Source organism: Salipaludibacillus sp. HK11, from assembly GCF_047795645.1.
GTDB lineage: Bacteria > Bacillota > Bacilli > Bacillales > Salisediminibacteriaceae > Salipaludibacillus.
This window is the reverse complement of sequence record NZ_CP181045.1, coordinates 3865749-3890587: the sequence shown is the minus strand read 5'-3', so window position 1 is coordinate 3890587 and position 24839 is coordinate 3865749. Positions and strand designations below refer to the sequence as shown.

The following is a 24839-nucleotide window of genomic DNA, read 5'->3' as shown; positions in this document are numbered from 1 at the left end:
TCCTTTTCTTCGGTCTAAAGTGCTTTTTCCAACAGTTTCGGTTTAGCAAATATCATCCGTCCTGCTGATGTTTGTAAAACACTTGTGACAACAACATCGATATTTTTACCAATATAATTTCTGCCTTCTTCTACTACAATCATTGTACCATCATCTAAATAAGCAATCCCTTGTTTTTGTTCTTTACCATCTTTAATAACTTGAACTTTCATTTCTTCTCCTGGCAGAACAACAGGTTTTACTGCATTTGCTAGATCGTTGATATTTAACACATCAACCCCTTGCAAATCACATACTTTATTTAAATTAAAATCGTTTGTTACAACATAGCCATTCATCACTTTAGCAAGTTTAACAAGCTTACTATCTACCTCATGAATATCTTCAAAATCACCTTCATAGATCTCGACACCTACAGCTAATTCTTTCTGAATCTTATTCAAGATATCTAGCCCTCTTCGACCGCGATTTCTTTTTAAGACATCGGAGGAATCAGCAATGTGCTGTAATTCTTCAAGAACAAACTCAGGAATGATTAACGTTCCTTCTAAGAAACCGGTTTGACATATATCAGCGATTCGCCCATCTATAATCACACTAGTATCTAAGATTTTTAATTTCCCACGCTCATATTCATGTTCGCCATCTTCATTTTTCTTAGAATCTTTAGGATTTTTCGGGCCTGGAAATAACCCCATAATTTCGTCTCTTTTTTGGAAACCGACTTGAAATCCTAAATATCCAAAAAATAATGTGAGGATTAACGGGAGAATGGAACTTAAAATCGGAATCTCGACATTATTTAATGCAACAGTAATTAAGAATGCAAGCATTAGTCCAATTACTAGCCCTAGGGTGCCGAAGATAAGGTCTGTAACTGGAAACTTAATCAATCTTTCTTCAATTAAACGGATAAAATTCAATATATTATCCACAAACCAATAAAGTGATATATATAGTATAAGTGCGCCTAAAATGGCACCGGTATAGCCGTTAATAAACCAATCTGGTGCAGTATTAAAACCAATTACTTGAATAAGTTCAGGAATATAAATATACCCAATAGTACCACCAGTAAACAATATGACCAACTGTATGATTTTTCGTAGCATACACTTCACCTCCTTTAATCATTATAGACAACTGTACAAATTACAAACATAAAAAACTAAAATTCACAAAAAGTTACACATTCATTTATATTCAAACAATACCACCGAGATTTATAATTGTCAATTATAGTAAACGTTCAATTATATCGTCCTTATATCTATACGTCAATAGTTGATTTATTTCGACACGCTCGTTCGTTTAAATATGTCTATCAATAAATAGTTGTTCTTGAATTCTTGTTAACCCATCTTTGATCTTCTTAGCTCTCGCTTCTCCTATTCCATCTACCTCATCTAACTCCTCAATGGTGGCACGCAAAATATGCGACAACTCTTGGAATTTCCCGACTAAATTTCTGACAACAATTGGTGGAATTCGTGGAATTTTATTCAGAATTCGATATCCACGAGGACAAACTGGTTGTTCGGGTAAATTAGTAATTTTACCGTGACCGAGTAATTTGACAATGACTTGGTCATCTAACAATTCATCTTTAGACAGACGCTTAAGTTTTTTTAATACATTTTTAGGGTCTTGCTTTGCATCTTTCATATAATCTTTGATAAGTAGTGTTGCCTCATCCTCTGTATTTAATACTAGTTCTTCTAATTGCATGGAAATGAGCCGTCCTTCGTTTCCTAACTCATTCACATAGTTCAAAATTTCAGTTTTAATCCTTAGCACCATTTCAATTCGATGCATGACTTGGGAAACTTCTTGGAATGTAACCAATTCCTCAAATTCCAGAGCCCCCAGGTTAGTTGTACTTTGATCAAGTACCGATTTATATTTTTCTAATGTCTGAATCGCTTGGTTTGCCTTGGTTAGAATCACACCTATATCTTTAAGAGCATAACGATATTCTCCTTGGTATAGAGTAATTACATTTCTTCTTTGCGAGATCGAAATAACTAAATTACCAGTTTGCCTTGCAACACGTTGTGCCGTCCGATGACGAATCCCCGTTTCCGTTGATTCAATCGTATTTTCAGGTACTAATTGCGTGTTAGCATACAATATTCGGCCGCCATCTTCACTTAAAATAATAGCACCATCCATTTTTGCTAACTCATATAAATAAGCAGGAGAAAAATCACTGTTGATAAAAAAACCACCATCAACTAAAGACATCATTTCGTTATTATACCCTAGTACAATCAGACCTCCCGTATTAGCCCGAAGGACATTATCGATCCCTTCTCTTAAGGCTGTTCCTGGTGCCACAAGTTTCAGTACAGTACTTATAAAGTTTGTATCATAATTCGAACGTTGGTGATCCACTTGACACCCCTCCTAACGAGACTTTAATTGCTTCACTAACATTTTCGACCCCAATTACTTCAATTCCATCTGGAAAAGTCCACCCGCCTATATTTCTTTTCGGGATGATTACTCGTTGAAAACCAAGTTTTACCGCCTCCATCACTCGTTGCTCGATACGAGCTACGCGACGCACTTCACCAGTGAGTCCCACTTCACCAATAATCACATCAGCAGGCGCTGTCGGGACATCACGAAAACTTGAAGCGATAGATACGGCAATAGATAAATCTACGGAAGGCTCATCTAAACGAACACCCCCAGCAACTTTCACATATGCATCATGATTTTGCAGCATCAAACCGACTCTTTTTTCAAGCACAGCAATAATTAATGAAATTCGATTATGGTCTAAACCTGTCGCCATCCTTCTCGGATTGCCAAAACTTGTTGGTGAAATCAACGATTGAATTTCAACGAGAACTGTTCGCGTCCCCTCCATTGAAGCGACAATGGCTGATCCTGCAGCTCCGGATGAACGTTCTTCAAGAAAAATTTCTGACGGATTTAAGACTTCCTCTAATCCGAGTTCTTTCATTTCAAAGATACCGATTTCATTTGTCGAACCAAACCGATTCTTTACTGCTCGAAGTATTCGGAATGTATGATGTCTCTCCCCTTCAAAATAAAGCACACAGTCGACCATATGTTCTAATATTCTCGGACCTGCAATCGATCCTTGTTTCGTTACATGACCGACTAAAAAAATAGCAATCCCTTTAGTTTTTGCAATTCTCATAAACTGAGAAGTAGACTCTCTCACTTGTGAAACACTTCCTGGTGCACTCGTCACCCCATCAAGATAAACAGTTTGAATCGAATCAATAATCACAACAGCAGGGTTCAACTCTTCAATCACTTTTTCAATTAAATCAACATCGGTTTCCGCTAATACATATAGCTCGTCATTTCCAATCCCTAATCGATCTGCTCTTAACTTCGTTTGTTTAACAGATTCTTCCCCTGATATATAAAGCACACGCTTTTTATTCTCAGAAAGAGTCGCCGATACTTGTAAAAGGAGGGTAGACTTACCAATACCCGGGTCTCCCCCAACTAAAACCAAAGACCCTGGTACAACTCCGCCACCAAGCACACGATTTAATTCATTAATATGAGTGCTAATTCGCTGTTCATTTGTCCGTTCAATTTTCGTTATTGGTTGAGGTTTTGCAACGTATTCTCCTGCCGAAGTGACAAAGCTTCGTTTTTGGCTTGCGGATTCTGCCTCAATTTCTTCTACTAAAGAATTAAAACTATCACAGCCTGGGCATTTCCCCATCCATTTCGTTGATTGATATCCGCAATCTTGACAAACAAATTTTGTTTTTCGTTTTGCCATATAATCGTCTCCTCTTTGATGATCCTATCCTTTATTTTAGCAGAAAGATTCTATTATGGAAAAAACAAAAAAATTTCCCTCTCGGATCGATCTTTTAAACAGAAAAAGGAGAAGCCTGGTGCATTCAGTGACTTCTCCCCATTCTTATTTATATGTTCCTTTTTTACTTAAATTTCATTTCTTTCTTTTTCTTTACTATTCTCATTCTTTTTAGACGTCACAACATATTCACCGTCTTTTAAGCTTATCTTCACTGATTGTCCTTTTTTAATGTTTCCACGCAGAAGTTCTTCTGACAATCGATCTTCCACTTGTTTTTGCAATGCACGACGAAGAGGACGGGCACCGTATTCAGAATCAAAACCATCATCGGCAATTTTCATCTTCGCTTCTTCTGATAATTCAAAATCAATATCCTGCTCAGACAGACGCTTTTTTAATTCATTTGCCATCAGCGAAACAATTTGCTGGATATGACTCTTCTCGAGGGAATGAAATACAATGATTTCATCAATACGGTTTAGGAACTCGGGACGGAAACTTTTCTTCAATTCCCCCATGACTTTCCCTTTCATATCTTTGTAACCCTCTCCATCTCGTTGTGCAGTAAACCCAAGGTTTTTTTCTTGTCTCAACGCACTTGCCCCAACGTTCGATGTCATAATGATCGCTGTATTTCTGAAGTCAACTCTACGGCCCTTTGAATCGGTTAAAAATCCATCTTCAAGTACTTGAAGCAAAATGTTAAACACTTCAGGGTGAGCCTTCTCTACTTCATCTAGAAGGATAACAGAATACGGCTTTCGGCGAACTTTCTCTGTAAGCTGCCCTCCATCTTCATGACCGACATATCCTGGGGGGGAGCCAACCAAACGACTCGTCGTGTGTTTTTCCATATACTCTGACATATCAATACGAATAATCGCTTCTTCATCACCGAACAAGGATTCCGCTACAGCTCTAGCCAATTCCGTTTTACCAACACCTGTTGGACCAAGGAAAATAAATGAGCCAATTGGTCGTTTCGGATCCTTCAACCCTGCCCGCGCACGTCGAACTGCTTTCGAGACTGCTTTTACGGCTTCTTCTTGACCAATAACTCGGTTGTGAAGGATATCTTCCATTCGTAAAAGACGATCCGTTTCCTCCTCGGCTAGTTTACTGACAGGAATTCCTGTCCACGTCGCTACAATAGAAGCTATATCTTCTGTTGTTACTTCAGAATCTTCCTGACCTTGTTTTTCTTTCCACTGATCTTTCATTTTCTCAAGCTCTTCGCGAAGTTTCTGTTCTTTATCACGAAGCGAAGCTGCTTTTTCGAACTCTTGACTTTGAACGGCTGCATCTTTCTCCTTACGTAAGTCATCCAAATTTTGCTCTTTTTCTTTTAAGTTCGGTGGTGCCGTATAAGAGCGTAAACGAACTTTCGACCCTGCTTCATCAATTAAGTCAATTGCTTTATCTGGTAAAAATCGATCGGAAATATAACGATCCGATAACTCTACGGCAGATTTGACTGCCTCATCAGTAATCGTTACACGATGATGTGCTTCATACCGGTCTCTTAACCCTGTCAAAATTTGTATAGACTCCTCAACGGTCGGCTCATCAACTTGAATTGGTTGGAAACGACGCTCAAGTGCCGTATCTTTTTCGATATATTTTCTAAATTCATCAATTGTTGTTGCACCAATGCATTGTAATTCGCCTCTTGCTAGAGATGGTTTTAAGATGTTCGATGCATCAATCGCACCTTCAGCGCCACCAGCACCAATCAACGTGTGTAACTCATCAATAAACAATATCACATTATTTGCTTGGCGAATCTCTTCCATAACTTTCTTCAGACGGTCTTCAAACTCTCCACGATATTTTGTACCAGCGACAACTGTCCCCATATCAAGTGTCATAACACGCTTACCACGAAGGGTTTCTGGTACTTCATTATCAACTATTTGCTGAGCTAATCCTTCAGCAATCGCCGTTTTACCAACACCCGGTTCACCGATTAGTACTGGGTTATTCTTCGTGCGCCGACTAAGAATTTGAATGACTCGCTCAATTTCCTTGGCACGGCCGATAACTGGATCAATTTGATCTTCTTTTGCAATCGCCGTTAAGTCTCTTGCCAAGCTATCCAACGTCGGTGTGCTAGCATTAGAGCTACCACTGCCTGCTGCTTGCTGTTGACTGTTTGCAGATTCATTGGAACCTAATAGTTGTAACACTTGTTGCCTAGCTTTATTTAAACTTACTCCCAGGTTATTTAACACACGAGCAGCTACGCCTTCTCCTTCACGGATCAAACCAAGAAGAATGTGCTCCGTGCCAACATATGAGTGACCAAGCTTTCTTGCCTCATCCATTGATAATTCAATCACTTTTTTCGCTCTTGGAGTATAATGAATTTGCTTTGAATTTTCCTCGCCTCTACCAATAAGATTTTCAACTTCAGACTGGATTTTTTCAGCTCCTAGTCCTAATGCCGTCAAAGCCTTAGCTGCAATTCCTTCTCCTTCGCTAACTAACCCTAACAAAATATGTTCTGTACCTATATTACTGTGCCCTAACCTTCCTGCTTCATCTTGTGCTAATGCCAATACTTTCTGCGCGCGTTCAGTAAATCTTCCAAACATCATGCCTCTCCACCTCCGTCAAATAATTCACTACTACATTCTAATTTAAATCTTTCGCGTATTAATGTTGCTCTTCGTTGGTCACGCTGTTCTGCAGTAAGACTCTCACCTGCGTACTGTTGCAAAAATCCAGGCTGCGTCACAATCATCAATTCATTTAGAATATTACCTTTTATGTCTTCAATTAACCCCATATCAATTCCCATTCTCACATCGGATAATCGTTGCATCGCTTCTTTTGACTCCATTCGCCGACTATATGCAAGGATTCCATAGGAGCGATATATTCTGTCTTCCAACTGAATTTGCGACTGTTGCAGGAGCGTCTCTCTTGCTGAACGTTCATGAGCAATCAATTGCGTAACAACACTCTGAAGGTCATCGACAATATCTTTTTCTGATTTCCCCAAAGTCATTTGGTTCGAAATTTGAAACAGATTTCCTAGTGCTTCACTACCTTCACCATATATGCCCCGAACTACCAATCCCAGTTGGTTAATAGCAGGTAATATTCGATTAAGTTTCTTCGTCAAAACAAGTGCTGGTAAATGCATCATTACAGAAGATCTCAATCCCGTTCCTACATTGGTTGGGCAACTTGTTAAATATCCGCGATTCTCATCAAATGCAAAATCCATTTCTCCTTCTATCCAGTCATCCATTCCATTGGCAAACTCTAACCCCTTATCTAGTTGAAAGCCAGACAACAAACATTGAATTCGAAAGTGATCTTCTTCATTAATCATAATACTCAATGATTCGTCTTCACTAAGGAGGACGCTACCTGCTTTCGATTCATTCGATAGCGTTGGACTAATTAAGTGCTTTTCTACCAAGACTTGTTTTTCGTTTTCAGCTAACTCATTCATTTTTAAAAACTCTAATTGTCCAAACTCCCCATGTGTTTTTCCTGTAAATGTTCGATCGACTTGATCGTTAATTTTAGCTAACTGTTCCTTATTGGCTGCCATCGGAAACGGGATACTTTGCAAATTCCGCGCCAATCTGACTCTACTACTAATAACAATATCTGCGTCAGGTCCTTGATTTTTCATCCAAGGACTTATCGCCTCGTTCATAAACGATTCCAAAGACATGATTACGTCCCCCCTTTTCCTTGCAAGTTATTTTCTAAGGAGCGAATCTGATCCCTTGTTTTTGCAGCTTCTTCAAACTCTTCTTCCGCAATTAGTTTCTTTTGCTGTTCTTTTAAATCCTCAATTTCACGATGAATGTGTAAATCTTTTCCCTTACGCTTTGGAATTTTGCCAGAGTGTGTCGCATTTCCTCCGTGAATTCTTCGAAAAATTGGATCAAGTTTCTCTTCAAAACTTCGGTAGCACTCCGCGCAGCCAAATTTCCCGATCTCCGCAAACTGTTGATAAGACATACCGCAGTTAGAACACTTTAATTCTGGCTGTATTTTTTCATATGATTTGTTCGTCGTTGATGAAAAAGGCTGATCATCCTCCAACAATCCTGATAACAATTGGTGGATCGAGAAACTATTAGAACCTGGAATATATTCCCCTTTATCCTTGGCACAAATTTCACAAATATGAAATTCTGTTTTCTCGCCATTAATAATTTTTGTGAAATGCAGACTAGCTTGTCGCTGTTGGCATTCTTGACAGAGCATCAGAACCTCCTCCTTCTATTGTTATCTTTCCTTCCATTCTTTATATTTTAGTGTAGATAACATTGCCTTTAAAATATTTGCTCTCAACTCATCCCTGTAAGGAAGTTGGATAGAAATCACTTCGCGGTCAATAACACTTTGCATAAGGTTAGCTTCTCGTTTTGTGATTGCATCCTCTTCAAGTAAACGAATAATCATATTATTCGCTGCTAATTGCGGAATTTCATTTCCAACTAGCTCAATCAACTGATCATATAATGCAAGCTGGTTATCAGCTTTGACTCTAATGATCCGAATGTATCCGCCGCCTCCACGTTTACTTTCTACCATGTAACCTTTTTCAACTGTAAAACGTGTGCGTATAACATAATTTATTTGGGAAGGAACACAATCAAATTGTTCTGCTAATTCACTTCTTTTTACTTCAATCAGTTCTTGCCCATTTCCTGAGATCACTTGTTTCAAATAGTGTTCTATAACATCCGATATATTTCTCAACGCATCCCCCTCCTTTACTACACAAAGTAGATGCAACTATTACCTGTTTCAAAAATTCAATAACATCTAAATTAATTCATCGAGGCTTATGTAAATCATTTTATATGATGCATAGCGATACATTTACTACCTCTTCAGACTTGCAAATTTGTCAGCAAGTAAATTTTACTGACTTTGACTATATTTGACTTTAACTACATTATATCTTTTTTTACGAATGGTGCAACTATTTTGTATCAATATTTTCGTCATATATACAAAGATGAATGCAATCGTATTTCAATCGGAATTTTTTGTATATTCGAGAACTAATTTCACACTCTCTTTTTTATATTCCACAATTAATCGATATTCAACCATAAGTTTTTATATAAATTTTACTTATTTGCTTTGATAACTCATGTGTTTCAATAATCAAAAATCAGTACTTCGCTTACAGCGGGCTCGATATTTTTTTTATGCATTAGAAAGGTTGAATTTTTGCCTCTAAAGTGAAATTTTCACTTCTAGAATTAATTATTTTTTCTGATTCGACAGTATTAGTAAACTTAGAACTTATATAGACTTATCTTATTAGTCTTCTTGATATATATGCGTGAGGTAAATTCGATGCTTCTGTTATTGATGTTTAGTTATTTTGAATATGCCAAAGTTGCAATATTAAGGTAAGCCGTAAGGGCATACATTTATTTTAAAGGAACGAACGACACTCATTCTGGATTTATAATGTCGTTCGCCATTTATCAAGGTAGGTGTTGTCTGCTTTCATGATGGTTCTTCAGTAAGAGCTCGAAGGTTTTTACATCTGTTGGGGTAAGAGGAACTATAAGTCAATTTCCTATTTTCGTCATATTACCAAGTTTCATGTGAGTTTTTTTCCACCCTTATTTTTTTCACAAATGGGATTCGATGTAATTTGTCAATCACTTTATTCATACCACTCTCTTCTTTATATTCTATAATTAATTGGTATTCAACCATCGGATTTCCATCAGATGCAGTTTTTTTCTTTGATTTAATACCTTTTGGAAACATTTCCTGTTCCTCAAAAATTCTCATCACTTTATTTAGTTCGGCTGTTTCTTCTTCAACCACAATGGTAATCTTATTTCTTTCTTGTTGCATGCCAAAACGAAACGTGATTCTCCCTAAAAACAATAAACTTAAAATAACAATAATCGTAGCAACCATGGCGGCAACATACATCCCAGCTCCAACGGTTAAACCTATCGCTGCCACAACCCAAATCGATGCTGCTGTTGTTAATCCTCTTACCGTGTAACCTTGAACAAGAATTGTACCTGCCCCTAAAAAACCAATCCCGGAAACAACATAAGCGGCTAAACGAGAAGGGTCAAATGTGACTACATCTTGATTTTCTGCAATATAATCTTGAAATCCATAAAAAGCTAACAGCATAATTAAACTTGACCCTACACTTACTAATAAATGCGTTCGAAATCCTGCCGGATGATGGTGAAACTCTCTCTCAATCCCCACCAAACCACCAAGTATTGCAGCAAGCAATAGCCGACTCGTGATTATTACTAACTCATTTTCCATAAACATTGACCACTCCAAACTTACCACCTCCTCATTTTATTTTCGTGAAAAATCGTGCTTAAATATGAAGTCAAGAAGTTTATTATATGCCTTTTTACTCTCAAGGTAACTACCCCATCTTTGGAATTTAAAAACTATCATAACTCTTTTTTTATGTGTGTGGCAAGTATTTCCTATTTAACCTCATTGGTAACGATTTATTAATAAATGCAGAACTACTACTAGAGATCGCCTTTTAAATTCAATCTAATTAAAGGTTAGTGAATAGCTATAGTGTAAGTACTTTGCTGTGTTTATTAGACGGCAACATCAATAGATAAAAATATTCTTACCTGTTTTCTCTTTCTCAAATATAGGAGAGTATCTAGATTTTAATGATAGTGGCACTTTATAAAACTTCATTATATGCGTTTTGGTTTAACTTTTAACAACAGTATATTTAGTTATTTACTTCTCTAGTTCTTCATGAATAATAATATCATTAAATAATCTCAATAAATTTCTTTGTCAAGAAACCTAACGCAAATTAACTTAACTCTAATAACATAAGTTATGATAGTAAAAAGAACAAAAGGAGGGGTAAAAAATGAAGAAAATTAAATTGTCCCTATATACGGAAGAAGAAATTCACTGGGCTATCTATCAAAACAAACAAGCAATAAAGAATAGGAAATAGTATTGATAAATGTTTTGGAAGTAAATTTTATTAACGTGAGAAAAAAGCTTTAATAGTAATGCGAATGCTAACTCGACCACTCGCATTACTTTTTAATATTTTTTTATTCAGTCAATGTCTTCATTAAATTTTTCAAGGGAATAGGTGGCTTTCTATTCCCCCCCCAGTCTCTCTGGTTCATATTCCTTCGCCTTCTATCTTTTACGTCATACAAAATAGACATCCTCATTTATAAGAAGGTTTTTTCATTTCCCAGTTGCGTCCTACTTTTAAGAGGGAAGATTCCCTAATTATGGGCGATTTTGTGCCTCGCGGCGAGTTATTTTGGGGTGCATTGGTCACAAGCAGTGATGACTTGTGCCCCTTAGTGAGTCATTCTGCAAAACAAAGGTCACTTTACTTGTCACTCGCTTGTTTCCTCCTCGTGCCCCTCTTCTTTTTTCCTTGTCCTGCTAACTTCAGTTCCCACCATTTAAAACACAAAAAAGACACCCTCAAATATGAGAATGTCTTTCTTCTTTGCCCAGCGACGTCCTACTTTCACAGGGGGAGATCCCCCAACTATCATCGGCGCTGGAGAGCTTAACTTCCGTGTTCGGCATGGGAACGGGTGTGACCTCTCCGCGATCGTCACTAGACATATGAAATTGATCGGTCATATTGACCTCTCAAAACTGGATAACGATGGTATATGAATGAATCGTCTTCGAATCAAAGCATTGGTTAAGCCCTCGATCGATTAGTATCTCTCAGCTGCGCATGTCGCCATGCTTCCACACGAGACCTATCAACCTCATCTTCTCTGAGGGATCTTACTCACTTGCGTGATGGGAAATCTCATCTCGAGGGGGGCTTCATGCTTAGATGCTTTCAGCATTTATCCCTTCCACACGTAGCTACCCAGCGATGCTCCTGGCGGAACAACTGGTACACCAGCGGTGTGTCCATCCCGGTCCTCTCGTACTAAGGACAGCTCCTCTCAAATTTCCTGCGCCCGCGACGGATAGGGACCGAACTGTCTCACGACGTTCTGAACCCAGCTCGCGTGCCGCTTTAATGGGCGAACAGCCCAACCCTTGGGACCTACTTCAGCCCCAGGATGCGACGAGCCGACATCGAGGTGCCAAACCTCCCCGTCGATGTGGACTCTTGGGAGAGATTAGCCTGTTATCCCCAGGGTAGCTTTTATCCGTTGAGCGACGGCCCTTCCATACGGTGCCGCCGGATCACTAAGCCCGACTTTCGTCCCTGCTCGACCTGTATGTCTCGCAGTCAAGCTCCCTTATGCCTTTGCACTCTACGAATGATTTCCAACCATTCTGAGGGAACCTTTGGGCGCCTCCGTTACTCTTTAGGAGGCGACCGCCCCAGTCAAACTGCCCACCAGACACTGTCCCTGAACCGGATCACGGTTCGAGGTTAGAATTCCAGTACAGCCAGGGTAGTATCCCACCAATGCCTCCACCGAAGCTAGCGCTCCGGTTTCCAAGGCTCCTACCTATCCTGTACAAGCTGTACCGAAACCCAATATCAAGCTACAGTAAAGCTCCATGGGGTCTTTCCGTCCTGTCGCGGGTAACCAGCATCTTCACTGGTAATATAATTTCACCGGGTCTCTCGTTGAGACAGTGCCCAAATCGTTGCACCTTTCGTGCGGGTCGGAACTTACCCGACAAGGAATTTCGCTACCTTAGGACCGTTATAGTTACGGCCGCCGTTTACTGGGGCTTCAATTGAGAGCTTCTCCCGAAGGATAACCCCTCCTCTTAACCTTCCAGCACCGGGCAGGTGTCAGCCCCTATACTTCGCCTTGCGGCTTCGCAGAGACCTGTGTTTTTGATAAACAGTCGTTTGGGCCTATTCACTGCGGCTCTCTCGGGCTTGCACCCTAATAGAGCACTCCTTCTCCCGAAGTTACGGAGTCATTTTGCCGAGTTCCTTAACGAGAGTTCTCCCGCGCGTCTTAGAATTCTCTTCCCGCCTACCTGTGTCGGTTTGCGGTACGGGCACCAGTTTCCTCGCTAGAGGCTTTTCTTGGCAGTGTAGGATCAGGAACTTCGGTACTAAAATTTCCCTCGCGATCACAGCTCAACCTTAAGACAAGCGGATTTTCCTACTTGTCAGCCTCACTGCTTCGACGCACATATCCATCAGTGCGCTTACCCTACCTTCCTGCGTCCCCCCTTCACTCAAACGGAAACGTGGTGGTACAGGAATTTCAACCTGTTTGCCATCGCCTACGCCTTTCGGCCTCGGCTTAGGTCCCGACTTACCCTGAGCGGACGAGCCTTCCTCAGGAACCCTTAGGCTTTCGACGGAGGGGATTCTCACCCCTCTTTTCGCTACTCATACCGGCATTCTCACTTCCAAGCGCTCCACATGTCCTTCCGGTCATGCTTCAGCGCCCTTGGAACGCTCCCCTACCACAGACACCCGAAGGTGTCTATCCATAGCTTCGGTGATACGTTTAGCCCCGGTACATTTTCGGCGCAGAGTCACTCGACCAGTGAGCTATTACGCACTCTTTCAATGATGGCTGCTTCTAAGCCAACATCCTGGTTGTCTAAGCAACTCCACATCCTTTTCCACTTAACGTATACTTTGGGACCTTAGCTGATGGTCTGGGCTGTTTCCCTCTTGACTACGGATCTTAGCACTCGCAGTCTGACTCCCGAGGAGTAAGTCATTGGCATTCGGAGTTTGACTGAATTCGGTAATCCTGTAGGGACCCCTAGTCCAATCAGTGCTCTACCTCCAAGACTCTACCCTCGAGGCTAGCCCTAAAGCTATTTCGGGGAGAACCAGCTATTTCCGAGTTCGATTGGCATTTCACCCCTACCCACACCTCATCCCCGCACTTTTCAACGTGCGTGGGTTCGGGCCTCCATCCAGTGTTACCTGGACTTCACCCTGGACATGGGTAGATCACCCGGTTTCGGGTCTACAACCACGTACTCATTCGCCCTATTCAGACTCGCTTTCGCTGCGGCTCCGTCTCTTCAACTTAACCTTGCACGTAATCGTAACTCGCCGGTTCATTCTACAAAAGGCACGCTGTCACCCGTTACTTTCCCGAAGGAAAATCATAGGGCTCCAACTACTTGTAGGCACACGGTTTCAAGATCTCTTTCACTCCCCTTCCGGGGTACTTTTCACCTTTCCCTCACGGTACTGGTTCACTATCGGTCACTAGGGAGTATTTAGCCTTGGGAGATGGTCCTCCCAGATTCCGACGGGGTTTCACGTGTCCCGCCGTACTCAGGATACACTCCGGAGGAGTGAACGTTTCGACTACAGGGCTTTTACCTTGTCTCGCGGACCTTTCCAGATCGCTTCGCCTACGCTCACTCTTTGTAACTCCGTATGGAATGTCCTACAACCCCAAGAGGCAAGCCTCTTGGTTTGGGCTGTTTCCGTTTCGCTCGCCGCTACTCAGGAAATCGCATTTGCTTTCTCTTCCTCTGGGTACTAAGATGTTTCAGTTCCCCAGGTCTGCCTTCTCACACCCTATTGATTCAGATGTGGATCTTATCCCATTACGGATAAGGGGTTCCCCCATTCGGATATCTCCGGATCAAAGCTTACTTACAGCTCCCCGAAGCATTTCGGTGTTCGTCCCGTCCTTCATCGGCTCCTAGTGCCAAGGTATTCACCGTGCGCCCTTTCTAGCTTAACCATTTTAAATCAATGGACGTGTTGCTCGGTCTTTCTTGGCTTTACATTCTAAGACACTCGGTTCACTCTTCCATGAATCCGAAGATTCATTTCTGTGTCAAACCGGTGATTCATTCATTTATCGTTATCCAGTTTTCAAAGGTCAAAAAAATTGGTGGAGCCTAGCGGGATCGAACCGCTGACCTCCTGCGTGCAAAGCAGGCGCTCTCCCATCTGAGCTAAGGCCCCCAAAAAAATCCAATATGGTGGGCCTGAGTGGACTCGAACCACCGACCTCACGCTTATCAGGCGTGCGCTCTAACCAGCTGAGCTACAGGCCCATATTGAATAAATAATATAATAATTTGGATTTGAAAGATTGACCTTTCAAAACTAAACAAAAAAGCCAAAGCAAAGTTCGATTCAATAAGTTGAGCTTAGAGCTCCTTAGAAAGGAGGTGATCCATCCGCACCTTCCGGTACGGATACCTTGTTACGACTTCACCCCAATCATCTGTCCCACCTTCGGCGGCTGGCTCCAAAAGGTTACCTCACCGACTTCGGGTGTTACAAACTCTCGTGGTGTGACGGGCGGTGTGTACAAGGCCCGGGAACGTATTCACCGCGGCATGCTGATCCGCGATTACTAGCAATTCCGGCTTCATGCAGGCGAGTTGCAGCCTGCAATCCGAACTGAGAATGGCTTTATGGGATTGGCTTGACCTCGCGGTCTTGCAACCCTTTGTACCATCCATTGTAGCACGTGTGTAGCCCAGGTCATAAGGGGCATGATGATTTGACGTCATCCCCACCTTCCTCCGGTTTATCACCGGCAGTCACCTTAGAGTGCCCAACTGAATGCTGGCAACTAAGATCAAGGGTTGCGCTCGTTGCGGGACTTAACCCAACATCTCACGACACGAGCTGACGACAACCATGCACCACCTGTCACTCTGTCCCCCGAAGGGGAAAGGCTAGTCTCCTAGCTGTTCAGAGGATGTCAAGACCTGGTAAGGTTCTTCGCGTTGCGTCGAATTAAACCACATGCTCCACTGCTTGTGCGGGCCCCCGTCAATTCCTTTGAGTTTCAGCCTTGCGGCCGTACTCCCCAGGCGGAGTGCTTAATGTGTTAACTTCGGCACTAAGGGCATCGAAACCCCTAACACCTAGCACTCATCGTTTACAGCGTGGACTACCAGGGTATCTAATCCTGTTTGCTCCCCACGCTTTCGCGCCTCAGCGTCAGTTGTAGGCCAGAAAGTCGCCTTCGCCACTGGTGTTCCTCCACATATCTACGCATTTCACCGCTACACGTGGAATTCCACTTTCCTCTCCTACACTCAAGTCTCCCAGTTTCCAATGACCCTCCACGGTTGAGCCGTGGGCTTTCACATCAGACTTAAGAGACCGCCTGCGCGCGCTTTACGCCCAATAATTCCGGACAACGCTTGCCCCCTACGTATTACCGCGGCTGCTGGCACGTAGTTAGCCGGGGCTTTCTCGTGAGGTACCGTCAAGGTGCCGCCCTATTCGAACGGCACTTGTTCTTCCCTCATAACAGAACTTTACGATCCGAAAACCTTCATCGTTCACGCGGCGTTGCACCGTCAGGCTTTCGCCCATTGCGGATGATTCCCTACTGCTGCCTCCCGTAGGAGTCTGGACCGTGTCTCAGTTCCAGTGTGGCCGATCACCCTCTCAGGTCGGCTACGCATCGTTGCCTTGGTAAGCCATTACCTTACCAACTAGCTAATGCGCCGCGGGCCCATCTCGTAGTATGAGGATTGCTCCCCACTTTTACATTCGAATCATGCGATTCAAATGGTCATCCGGTATTAGCTCCGGTTTCCCGGAGTTATCCCAGTCTACAAGGCAGGTTGCCCACGTGTTACTCACCCGTCCGCCGCTCATTCCACAAGCATCACCCCGAAGGGATCTGCTTGCTTCCTGCGCTCGACTTGCATGTATTAGGCACGCCGCCAGCGTTCGTCCTGAGCCAGGATCAAACTCTCCGATAAAGTATGATGACTTTTCATCAAGTTTGATGTCCATGACATCAAAACCAAACTTTCGTCTGGCGTTTCTTGCTTGGTGTTACTTTGACGGGATATTTTAATATATCCCACTTCGCTTGGCTTTTTGTTTAGTTTTCAAAGGTCAAAATAAATTTTGGTGGAGCCTAGCGGGATCGAACCGCTGACCTCCTGCGTGCAAAGCAGGCGCTCTCCCATCTGAGCTAAGGCCCCTTGTGAAAATGGTCGGGAAGACAGGATTCGAACCTGCGACCCCTTGGTCCCAAACCAAGTGCTCTACCAAGCTGAGCTACTTCCCGATTTTTTGGAAATAATGGTGCGCCCTGAGAGATTCGAACTCCCGACCTTTTGATTCGTAGTCAAACACTCTATCCAGCTGAGCTAAGGGCGCATCTATATTTATTTAAAATGGTGCCGAGAGCCGGACTTGAACCGGCACGATAATTACTTACCGCAGGATTTTAAGTCCTGTGCGTCTGCCAATTCCGCCATCCCGGCAAGGACTTTCTATATTTTAACTATTTATAATAAATTTGGAGCGGAAGACGAGATTCGAACTCGCGACCCCCACCTTGGCAAGGTGATGTTCTACCACTGAACTACTTCCGCATTATGGTACGGGTGAAGGGACTTGAACCCCCACGTCCGAAGACACTAGATCCTAAATCTAGCGCGTCTGCCAATTCCGCCACACCCGCATAAAAATGGTGAGCCATGAAGGATTCGAACCTTCGACCCTCTGATTAAAAGTCAGATGCTCTACCAACTGAGCTAATGACTCGCAAGTTTTCAATGATAATTACTTACGATTAATACATTTTTTGTTACCTTATTTCTTGCATGAATCGTCTAACAAATCAATGGAAATGGTGCTGGCCAGAGGACTTGAACCCCCAACCTACTGATTACAAGTCAGTTGCTCTACCAATTGAGCTAGGCCAGCAAATGTTATTTTCAACAAAATAATGGTGGAGGATGACGGGCTCGAACCGCCGACCCCCTGCTTGTAAGGCAGATGCTCTCCCAACTGAGCTAATCCTCCATAACATTTGCCCAGCGACGTCCTACTTTCACAGGGGGAGATCCCCCAACTATCATCGGCGCTGGAGAGCTTAACTTCCGTGTTCGGCATGGGAACGGGTGTGACCTCTCCGCGATCGTCACTGGACATATAAAATTGATCGGTCATATTGACCTCTCAAAACTGGATAACGATGGTATATGAATGAATCGTCTTCGAAATAAAAACATTGGTTAAGCCCTCGATCGATTAGTATCTCTCAGCTGCGCATGTCGCCATGCTTCCACACGAGACCTATCAACCTCATCTTCTCTGAGGGATCTTACTCACTTGCGTGATGGGAAATCTCATCTCGAGGGGGGCTTCATGCTTAGATGCTTTCAGCATTTATCCCTTCCACACGTAGCTACCCAGCGATGCTCCTGGCGGAACAACTGGTACACCAGCGGTGTGTCCATCCCGGTCCTCTCGTACTAAGGACAGCTCCTCTCAAATTTCCTGCGCCCGCGACGGATAGGGACCGAACTGTCTCACGACGTTCTGAACCCAGCTCGCGTGCCGCTTTAATGGGCGAACAGCCCAACCCTTGGGACCTACTTCAGCCCCAGGATGCGACGAGCCGACATCGAGGTGCCAAACCTCCCCGTCGATGTGGACTCTTGGGAGAGATTAGCCTGTTATCCCCAGGGTAGCTTTTATCCGTTGAGCGACGGCCCTTCCATACGGTGCCGCCGGATCACTAAGCCCGACTTTCGTCCCTGCTCGACCTGTATGTCTCGCAGTCAAGCTCCCTTATGCCTTTGCACTCTACGAATGATTTCCAACCATTCTGAGGGAACCTTTGGGCGCCTCCGTTACTCTTTAGGAGGCGACCGCCCCAGTCAAACTGCCCACCAGACACTGTCCCTGAACCGGATCACGGTTCGAGGTTAGAATTCCAGTACAGCCAGGGTAGTATCCCACCAATGCCTCCACCGAAGCTAGCGCTCCGGTTTCCAAGGCTCCTACCTATCCTGTACAAGCTGTACCGAAATCCAATATCAAGCTACAGTAAAGCTCCATGGGGTCTTTCCGTCCTGTCGCGGGTAACCAGCATCTTCACTGGTAATATAATTTCACCGGGTCTCTCGTTGAGACAGTGCCCAAATCGTTGCACCTTTCGTGCGGGTCGGAACTTACCCGACAAGGAATTTCGCTACCTTAGGACCGTTATAGTTACGGCCGCCGTTTACTGGGGCTTCAATTGAGAGCTTCTCCCGAAGGATAACCCCTCCTCTTAACCTTCCAGCACCGGGCAGGTGTCAGCCCCTATACTTCGCCTTGCGGCTTCGCAGAGACCTGTGTTTTTGATAAACAGTCGTTTGGGCCTATTCACTGCGGCTCTCTCGGGCTTTCACCCTAATAGAGCACTCCTTCTCCCGAAGTTACGGAGTCATTTTGCCGAGTTCCTTAACGAGAGTTCTCCCGCGCGTCTTAGAATTCTCTTCCCGCCTACCTGTGTCGGTTTGCGGTACGGGCACCAGTTTCCTCGCTAGAGGCTTTTCTTGGCAGTGTAAGATCAGGAACTTCGGTACTAAAATTTCCCTCGCGATCACAGCTCAACCTTAAGACAAGCGGATTTTCCTACTTGTCAGCCTCACTGCTTCGACGCACGTATCCATCAGTGCGCTTACCCTACCTTCCTGCGTCCCCCCTTCACTCAAACGGAAACGTGGTGGTACAGGAATTTCAACCTGTTTGCCATCGCCTACGCCTTTCGGCCTCGGCTTAGGTCCCGACTTACCCTGAGCGGACGAGCCTTCCTCAGGAACCCTTAGGCTTTCGACGGAGGGGATTCTCACCCCTCTTTTCGCTACTCATACCGGCATTCTCACTTCCAAGCGCTCCACATGTCCTTCCGGTCATGCTTCAGCGCCCTTGGAACGCTCCCCTACCACAGACACCCGAAGGTGTCTATCCATAGCTTCGGTGATACGTTTAGCCCCGGTACATTTTCGGCGCAGAGTCACTCGACCAGTGAGCTATTACGCACTCTTTCAATGATGGCTGCTTCTAAGCCAACATCCTGGTTGTCTAAGCAACTCCACATCCTTTTCCACTTAACGTATACTTTGGGACCTTAGCTGATGGTCTGGGCTGTTTCCCTCTTGACTACGGATCTTAGCACTCGCAGTCTGACTCCCGAGGAGTAAGTCATTGGCATTCGGAGTTTGACTGAATTCGGTAATCCTGTAGGGACCCCTAGTCCAATCAGTGCTCTACCTCCAAGACTCTACCCTCGAGGCTAGCCCTAAAGCTATTTCGGGGAGAACCAGCTATTTCCGAGTTCGATTGGCATTTCACCCCTACCCACACCTCATCCCCGCACTTTTCAACGTGCGTGGGTTCGGGCCTCCATCCAGTGTTACCTGGACTTCACCCTGGACATGGGTAGATCACCCGGTTTCGGGTCTACAACCACGTACTCATTCGCCCTATTCAGACTCGCTTTCGCTGCGGCTCCGTCTCTTCAACTTAACCTTGCACGTAATCGTAACTCGCCGGTTCATTCTACAAAAGGCACGCTGTCACCCGTTACTTTCCCGAAGGAAAATCATAGGGCTCCAACTACTTGTAGGCACACGGTTTCAAGATCTTTTTCACTCCCCTTCCGGGGTACTTTTCACCTTTCCCTCACGGTACTGGTTCACTATCGGTCACTAGGGAGTATTTAGCCTTGGGAGATGGTCCTCCCAGATTCCGACGGGGTTTCACGTGTCCCACCGTACTCAGGATACACTCCGGAGGAGTGAACGTTTCGACTACAGGGCTTTTACCTTGTCTCGCGGACCTTTCCAGATCGCTTCGCCTACGCTCACTCTTTGTAACTCCGTATGGAATGTCCTACAACCCCAAGAGGCAAGCCTCTTGGTTTGGGCTGTTTCCGTTTCGCTCGCCGCTACTCAGGAAATCGCATTTGCTTTCTCTTCCTCTGGGTACTAAGATGTTTCAGTTCCCCAGGTCTGCCTTCTCACACCCTATTGATTCAGATGTGGATCTTATCCCATTACGGATAAGGGGTTCCCCCATTCGGATATCTCCGGATCAAAGCTTACTTACAGCTCCCCGAAGCATTTCGGTGTTCGTCCCGTCCTTCATCGGCTCCTAGTGCCAAGGTATTCACCGTGCGCCCTTTCTAGCTTAACCATTTTAAATCAATGGACGTGTTGCTCGGTCTTTCTTGGCTTTACATTCTAAGACACTCGGTTCACTCTTCCATGAATCCGAAGATTCATTTCTGTGTCAAACCGGTGATTCATTCATTTATCGTTATCCAGTTTTCAAAGGTCAAAGCACGGCAATTATGTGCTGGTCATTCTCTTCTTTCTTCCATTAGAAGAAAAGAAGTCTTGAGAGTATAACCTCTCAAAACTAAACAAAAAGGCCAAAGCGAAGTTCGATTCAATAAGTTGAGCTTAGAGCTCCTTAGAAAGGAGGTGATCCATCCGCACCTTCCGGTACGGATACCTTGTTACGACTTCACCCCAATCATCTGTCCCACCTTCGGCGGCTGGCTCCAAAAGGTTACCTCACCGACTTCGGGTGTTACAAACTCTCGTGGTGTGACGGGCGGTGTGTACAAGGCCCGGGAACGTATTCACCGCGGCATGCTGATCCGCGATTACTAGCAATTCCGGCTTCATGCAGGCGAGTTGCAGCCTGCAATCCGAACTGAGAATGGCTTTATGGGATTGGCTTGACCTCGCGGTCTTGCAACCCTTTGTACCATCCATTGTAGCACGTGTGTAGCCCAGGTCATAAGGGGCATGATGATTTGACGTCATCCCCACCTTCCTCCGGTTTATCACCGGCAGTCACCTTAGAGTGCCCAACTGAATGCTGGCAACTAAGATCAAGGGTTGCGCTCGTTGCGGGACTTAACCCAACATCTCACGACACGAGCTGACGACAACCATGCACCACCTGTCACTCTGTCCCCCGAAGGGGAAAGGCTAGTCTCCTAGCTGTTCAGAGGATGTCAAGACCTGGTAAGGTTCTTCGCGTTGCGTCGAATTAAACCACATGCTCCACTGCTTGTGCGGGCCCCCGTCAATTCCTTTGAGTTTCAGCCTTGCGGCCGTACTCCCCAGGCGGAGTGCTTAATGTGTTAACTTCGGCACTAAGGGCATCGAAACCCCTAACACCTAGCACTCATCGTTTACAGCGTGGACTACCAGGGTATCTAATCCTGTTTGCTCCCCACGCTTTCGCGCCTCAGCGTCAGTTGTAGGCCAGAAAGTCGCCTTCGCCACTGGTGTTCCTCCACATATCTACGCATTTCACCGCTACACGTGGAATTCCACTTTCCTCTCCTACACTCAAGTCTCCCAGTTTCCAATGACCCTCCACGGTTGAGCCGTGGGCTTTCACATCAGACTTAAGAGACCGCCTGCGCGCGCTTTACGCCCAATAATTCCGGACAACGCTTGCCCCCTACGTATTACCGCGGCTGCTGGCACGTAGTTAGCCGGGGCTTTCTCGTGAGGTACCGTCAAGGTGCCGCCCTATTCGAACGGCACTTGTTCTTCCCTCATAACAGAACTTTACGATCCGAAAACCTTCATCGTTCACGCGGCGTTGCACCGTCAGGCTTTCGCCCATTGCGGATGATTCCCTACTGCTGCCTCCCGTAGGAGTCTGGACCGTGTCTCAGTTCCAGTGTGGCCGATCACCCTCTCAGGTCGGCTACGCATCGTTGCCTTGGTAAGCCATTACCTTACCAACTAGCTAATGCGCCGCGGGCCCATCTCGTAGTATGAGGATTGCTCCCCACTTTTACATTCGAATCATGCGATTCAAATGGTCATCCGGTATTAGCTCCGGTTTCCCGGAGTTATCCCAGTCTACAAGGCAGGTTGCCCACGTGTTACTCACCCGTCCGCCGCTCATTCCACAAGCGTCACCCCGAAGGGATCTGCTTGCTTCCTGCGCTCGACTTGCATGTATTAGGCACGCCGCCAGCGTTCGTCCTGAGCCAGGATCAAACTCTCCGATAAAGTATGATGACTTTTCATCAAGTTTGATGTCCATGACATCAAAACCAAACTTTTGTCTGGCGTTTCTTGCTTGGTGTTACTTTGACGGGATATTTAAAATATCCCACTTCGCTTGGCTTTTTGTTTAGTTTTCAAAGGTCATATCATTTTGCCTGCCCATAAAATAAATTAAATAATATTAGCTTTTATTTTTTATTTTTTGAACAACCTTTATGAGTTAATGTCGTTTTTGGCGACTCAATAAATATACCATCTTTATCGTTCCCCGTCAACAACTTTTTATAAAACATTTAAATTGTTTTTTATTAAGCTATTGTCCTGTTTGGAGCGACGCCTAATAATATACCACGATTTAAAAAGATAATGCAACACTTTTCATAAAATAAATATTAATTTTATAATTACCTCTATGAACACTCCCCTCTATTAGGAAAGTGCCCTCTCAGCTTTTTATGATAGCCTCCGCAAATATCCTTATACAACCTTTTCAACATCAGCTCTTCACCTAAACTAATTAGTAAATTATTTACCGTAACTTCATTATAACGACCGTCAATATCTCGCACAACATATTTAGATGAATTTGAAATCTGAAGACTCTTTCTTTAAACAAAAAAACTCTGCCCATATAAATAAGGTACAGAGTTTTGTTACTACACTTTACTTTTCATCTTGATTAGCTCCACGCTGACGCATTTGCGGGAATAATAAGACATCGCGGATCGACTGCGAATTTGTCAACAACATCACAAGACGATCAATTCCAATCCCTAACCCTCCCGTTGGAGGCATGCCGTATTCAAGAGACTCTACGAAGTCTTCATCCATCATATGAGCTTCTTCATCACCCTGCTCACGTTCAACTAGTTGCGCTTCAAATCGCTCACGTTGGTCAATTGGGTCATTTAACTCTGTAAAGGCATTAGCATGCTCACGCCCTACAATAAACAACTCAAAACGATCTGTAAATCGCGGATCGTCTTCATTCTTCTTCGCTAACGGAGAAATGTCTAACGGGTGACCGTATACAAATGTTGGTTCAATCAACTTCTCCTCAACGAATGTCTCAAAAAATTCATTCACTACGTGTCCATACTTCATTGTTTTTTGAACTCGTACTCCGTGTTTTTCAGCTAGTTGATGGGCTTCCTCATCAGACATTTCAGTCCAAAAGTCTACCCCCGTGTGTTCTTTAATCGCATCAACCATGTGGATTCTTTTCCATTTAGGTTCTAAATCGATCTCTTTCTCCCCGTACTGAATTTTTGCGGTTCCTAAAACTTCTTTAGAAATATGTGCAACAAGATTTTCCGTTAAAGCCATGATGTCTTCGTAATCTGCGTATGCTTCATACAATTCTATCATCGTAAACTCGGGGTTATGTCGAGTTGATATTCCTTCATTACGGAAGACTCGCCCAATTTCGTATACTTTCTCCAGTCCACCTACAATCAATCGCTTCAAATGAAGTTCAATTGCAATTCGCATGTAGAGAGTCATGTCTAATGCGTTGTGGTGCGTAACAAAAGGTCTGGCTGAGGCCCCTCCAGGAATAGAATGCATCATTGGTGTTTCCACTTCAAGATAGCCATTGTCATCTAAATAACGGCGCATTGATTGTAGAATTTTACTTCGCAAGACAAAAGTATCTCGAACTTCTGGGTTGACGATTAGATCCAAATATCGCTGACGATATCGCTGTTCTACATCTTTTAATCCGTGATATTTATCTGGTAGTGGTCTGAGTGACTTTGCTAAAATTTGTAGGTCTTGAGCTTTAACAGAGAGTTCTCCTACTTTGGTTTTAAAAATAACGCCAGTAATACCAACGATATCACCGATGTCCGCACTGGTGAACAAGTCATACTTTTCGTCACCAACTTGATCCTTCCTAACATAAATTTGCATTTGACCAGATAAATCTTGAATATGAGCGAAACCTGCTTTTCCTTTTCCTCGTTTCGTCATCATACGACCAGCAATTGTTACTGGGATATCTTTATCAGCTAGCGCATCCTTCTCAATCTCTTCATATGTTTCTGTAATCGTCCTCGCATCATGAGAACGCTCGAAACGTGATCCGAATGGATCAATCCCTAAATCACGAATATTATTTAACTTTTCACGACGTACTTGCATCTGATCTGTGCCATCAAATTCTTGAGTCAACTCTATCATCTCCTATTAAATTTAGTTTTGATTGCCCTTAGTAAAAACATGTATGTATATTCTTATACAAAACGCACAATTGCTCCTATGTTTACTTTAAAGGAGCAGAGCCTAAAAAACAAATTGAATTTTGCAATAG

General features: G+C 43.9%; 9 protein-coding genes, 11 tRNA genes and 6 rRNA genes. All 26 read right to left on the bottom strand.

Features of this window, described 5'->3' with window-relative positions:
- Positions 1-14: 14 nt before the first annotated feature.
- Positions 15-1112, bottom strand: a complete 1098-nt coding sequence (locus ACM26V_RS18285) for a PIN/TRAM domain-containing protein (RefSeq protein WP_416148154.1) — start codon at positions 1110-1112, stop codon at positions 15-17.
- A gap of 199 nt (positions 1113-1311) precedes the next feature.
- Positions 1312-2394 (bottom strand): DNA integrity scanning diadenylate cyclase DisA, encoded by a 1083-nt coding sequence (gene disA / locus ACM26V_RS18280; protein ID WP_416148153.1) that lies wholly within the window; start codon positions 2392-2394, stop codon positions 1312-1314.
- On the bottom strand, positions 2369-3775 hold the full coding sequence (gene radA, locus ACM26V_RS18275; protein ID WP_416148152.1) for a DNA repair protein RadA: 1407 nt from the start codon (positions 3773-3775) through the stop codon (positions 2369-2371). The genes disA and radA overlap by 26 nt, the downstream gene beginning before the upstream one ends.
- 167 nt (positions 3776-3942) lie before the next feature.
- Complete coding sequence (gene clpC / locus ACM26V_RS18270) at positions 3943-6414, bottom strand: ATP-dependent protease ATP-binding subunit ClpC (RefSeq protein WP_416148151.1); 2472 nt, start codon at positions 6412-6414, stop codon at positions 3943-3945.
- Positions 6411-7508 carry a protein arginine kinase gene (locus ACM26V_RS18265; protein ID WP_416148150.1) on the bottom strand — a complete coding sequence of 366 codons (1098 nt, stop codon included), beginning with the start codon at positions 7506-7508 and terminating at the stop codon, positions 6411-6413. The genes clpC and ACM26V_RS18265 overlap by 4 nt, the downstream gene beginning before the upstream one ends.
- 2 nt (positions 7509-7510) lie before the next feature.
- Positions 7511-8050: a UvrB/UvrC motif-containing protein gene (locus tag ACM26V_RS18260; protein WP_416148149.1), complete on the bottom strand. Its 540-nt coding sequence runs from the start codon at positions 8048-8050 to the stop codon at positions 7511-7513.
- 21 nt (positions 8051-8071) lie between these two features.
- The gene (locus ACM26V_RS18255) at positions 8072-8548 is read right to left on the bottom strand and encodes a CtsR family transcriptional regulator (protein ID WP_416148148.1); all 477 of its coding nucleotides are present in this window, start codon (positions 8546-8548) and stop codon (positions 8072-8074) included.
- Positions 8549-9400: 852 nt separating this feature from the next.
- A complete protein-coding gene (locus tag ACM26V_RS18250; protein WP_416148147.1) occupies positions 9401-10129 on the bottom strand; it encodes an MgtC/SapB family protein in 729 nt (242 codons plus the stop codon).
- Between the two features lie 1179 nt (positions 10130-11308).
- Positions 11309-11425 (bottom strand): 5S ribosomal RNA (gene rrf, locus ACM26V_RS18245).
- A gap of 81 nt (positions 11426-11506) precedes the next feature.
- Positions 11507-14463, bottom strand: a 23S ribosomal RNA gene (locus tag ACM26V_RS18240).
- Between the two features lie 151 nt (positions 14464-14614).
- A tRNA-Ala gene (locus ACM26V_RS18235) sits at positions 14615-14690 on the bottom strand.
- Positions 14691-14705: 15 nt separating this feature from the next.
- A tRNA-Ile gene (locus ACM26V_RS18230) sits at positions 14706-14782 on the bottom strand.
- Positions 14783-14892: 110 nt separating this feature from the next.
- A 16S ribosomal RNA gene (locus tag ACM26V_RS18225) occupies positions 14893-16459 on the bottom strand.
- A 152-nt stretch (positions 16460-16611) separates the two neighbouring features.
- Positions 16612-16687, bottom strand: a tRNA-Ala gene (locus tag ACM26V_RS18220).
- Positions 16688-16696: 9 nt separating this feature from the next.
- Positions 16697-16773: transfer RNA gene (locus ACM26V_RS18215), tRNA-Pro, on the bottom strand.
- A 15-nt stretch (positions 16774-16788) separates the two neighbouring features.
- Positions 16789-16865: transfer RNA gene (locus ACM26V_RS18210), tRNA-Arg, on the bottom strand.
- Positions 16866-16883: 18 nt separating this feature from the next.
- A tRNA-Leu gene (locus ACM26V_RS18205) sits at positions 16884-16972 on the bottom strand.
- Between the two features lie 36 nt (positions 16973-17008).
- A tRNA-Gly gene (locus ACM26V_RS18200) sits at positions 17009-17083 on the bottom strand.
- Positions 17084-17087: 4 nt separating this feature from the next.
- A tRNA-Leu gene (locus tag ACM26V_RS18195) sits at positions 17088-17172 on the bottom strand.
- A gap of 7 nt (positions 17173-17179) precedes the next feature.
- Positions 17180-17255 (bottom strand) — tRNA-Lys (locus ACM26V_RS18190).
- Positions 17256-17341: 86 nt separating this feature from the next.
- A tRNA-Thr gene (locus ACM26V_RS18185) sits at positions 17342-17417 on the bottom strand.
- A 23-nt stretch (positions 17418-17440) separates the two neighbouring features.
- Positions 17441-17516: transfer RNA gene (locus ACM26V_RS18180), tRNA-Val, on the bottom strand.
- A 9-nt stretch (positions 17517-17525) separates the two neighbouring features.
- Positions 17526-17642: ribosomal RNA gene (gene rrf / locus ACM26V_RS18175) — 5S ribosomal RNA — on the bottom strand.
- A gap of 82 nt (positions 17643-17724) precedes the next feature.
- Positions 17725-20681: ribosomal RNA gene (locus ACM26V_RS18170) — 23S ribosomal RNA — on the bottom strand.
- A gap of 283 nt (positions 20682-20964) precedes the next feature.
- Positions 20965-22531, bottom strand: a 16S ribosomal RNA gene (locus tag ACM26V_RS18165).
- Together the 16S, 23S and 5S rRNA genes with 11 tRNA genes alongside form the textbook arrangement of a ribosomal RNA operon.
- 660 nt (positions 22532-23191) lie before the next feature.
- On the bottom strand, positions 23192-24670 hold the full coding sequence (gene lysS, locus ACM26V_RS18160) for a lysine--tRNA ligase (RefSeq protein ID WP_416151912.1): 1479 nt from the start codon (positions 24668-24670) through the stop codon (positions 23192-23194).
- Between the last annotated feature and the right edge of the window lie 169 nt (positions 24671-24839).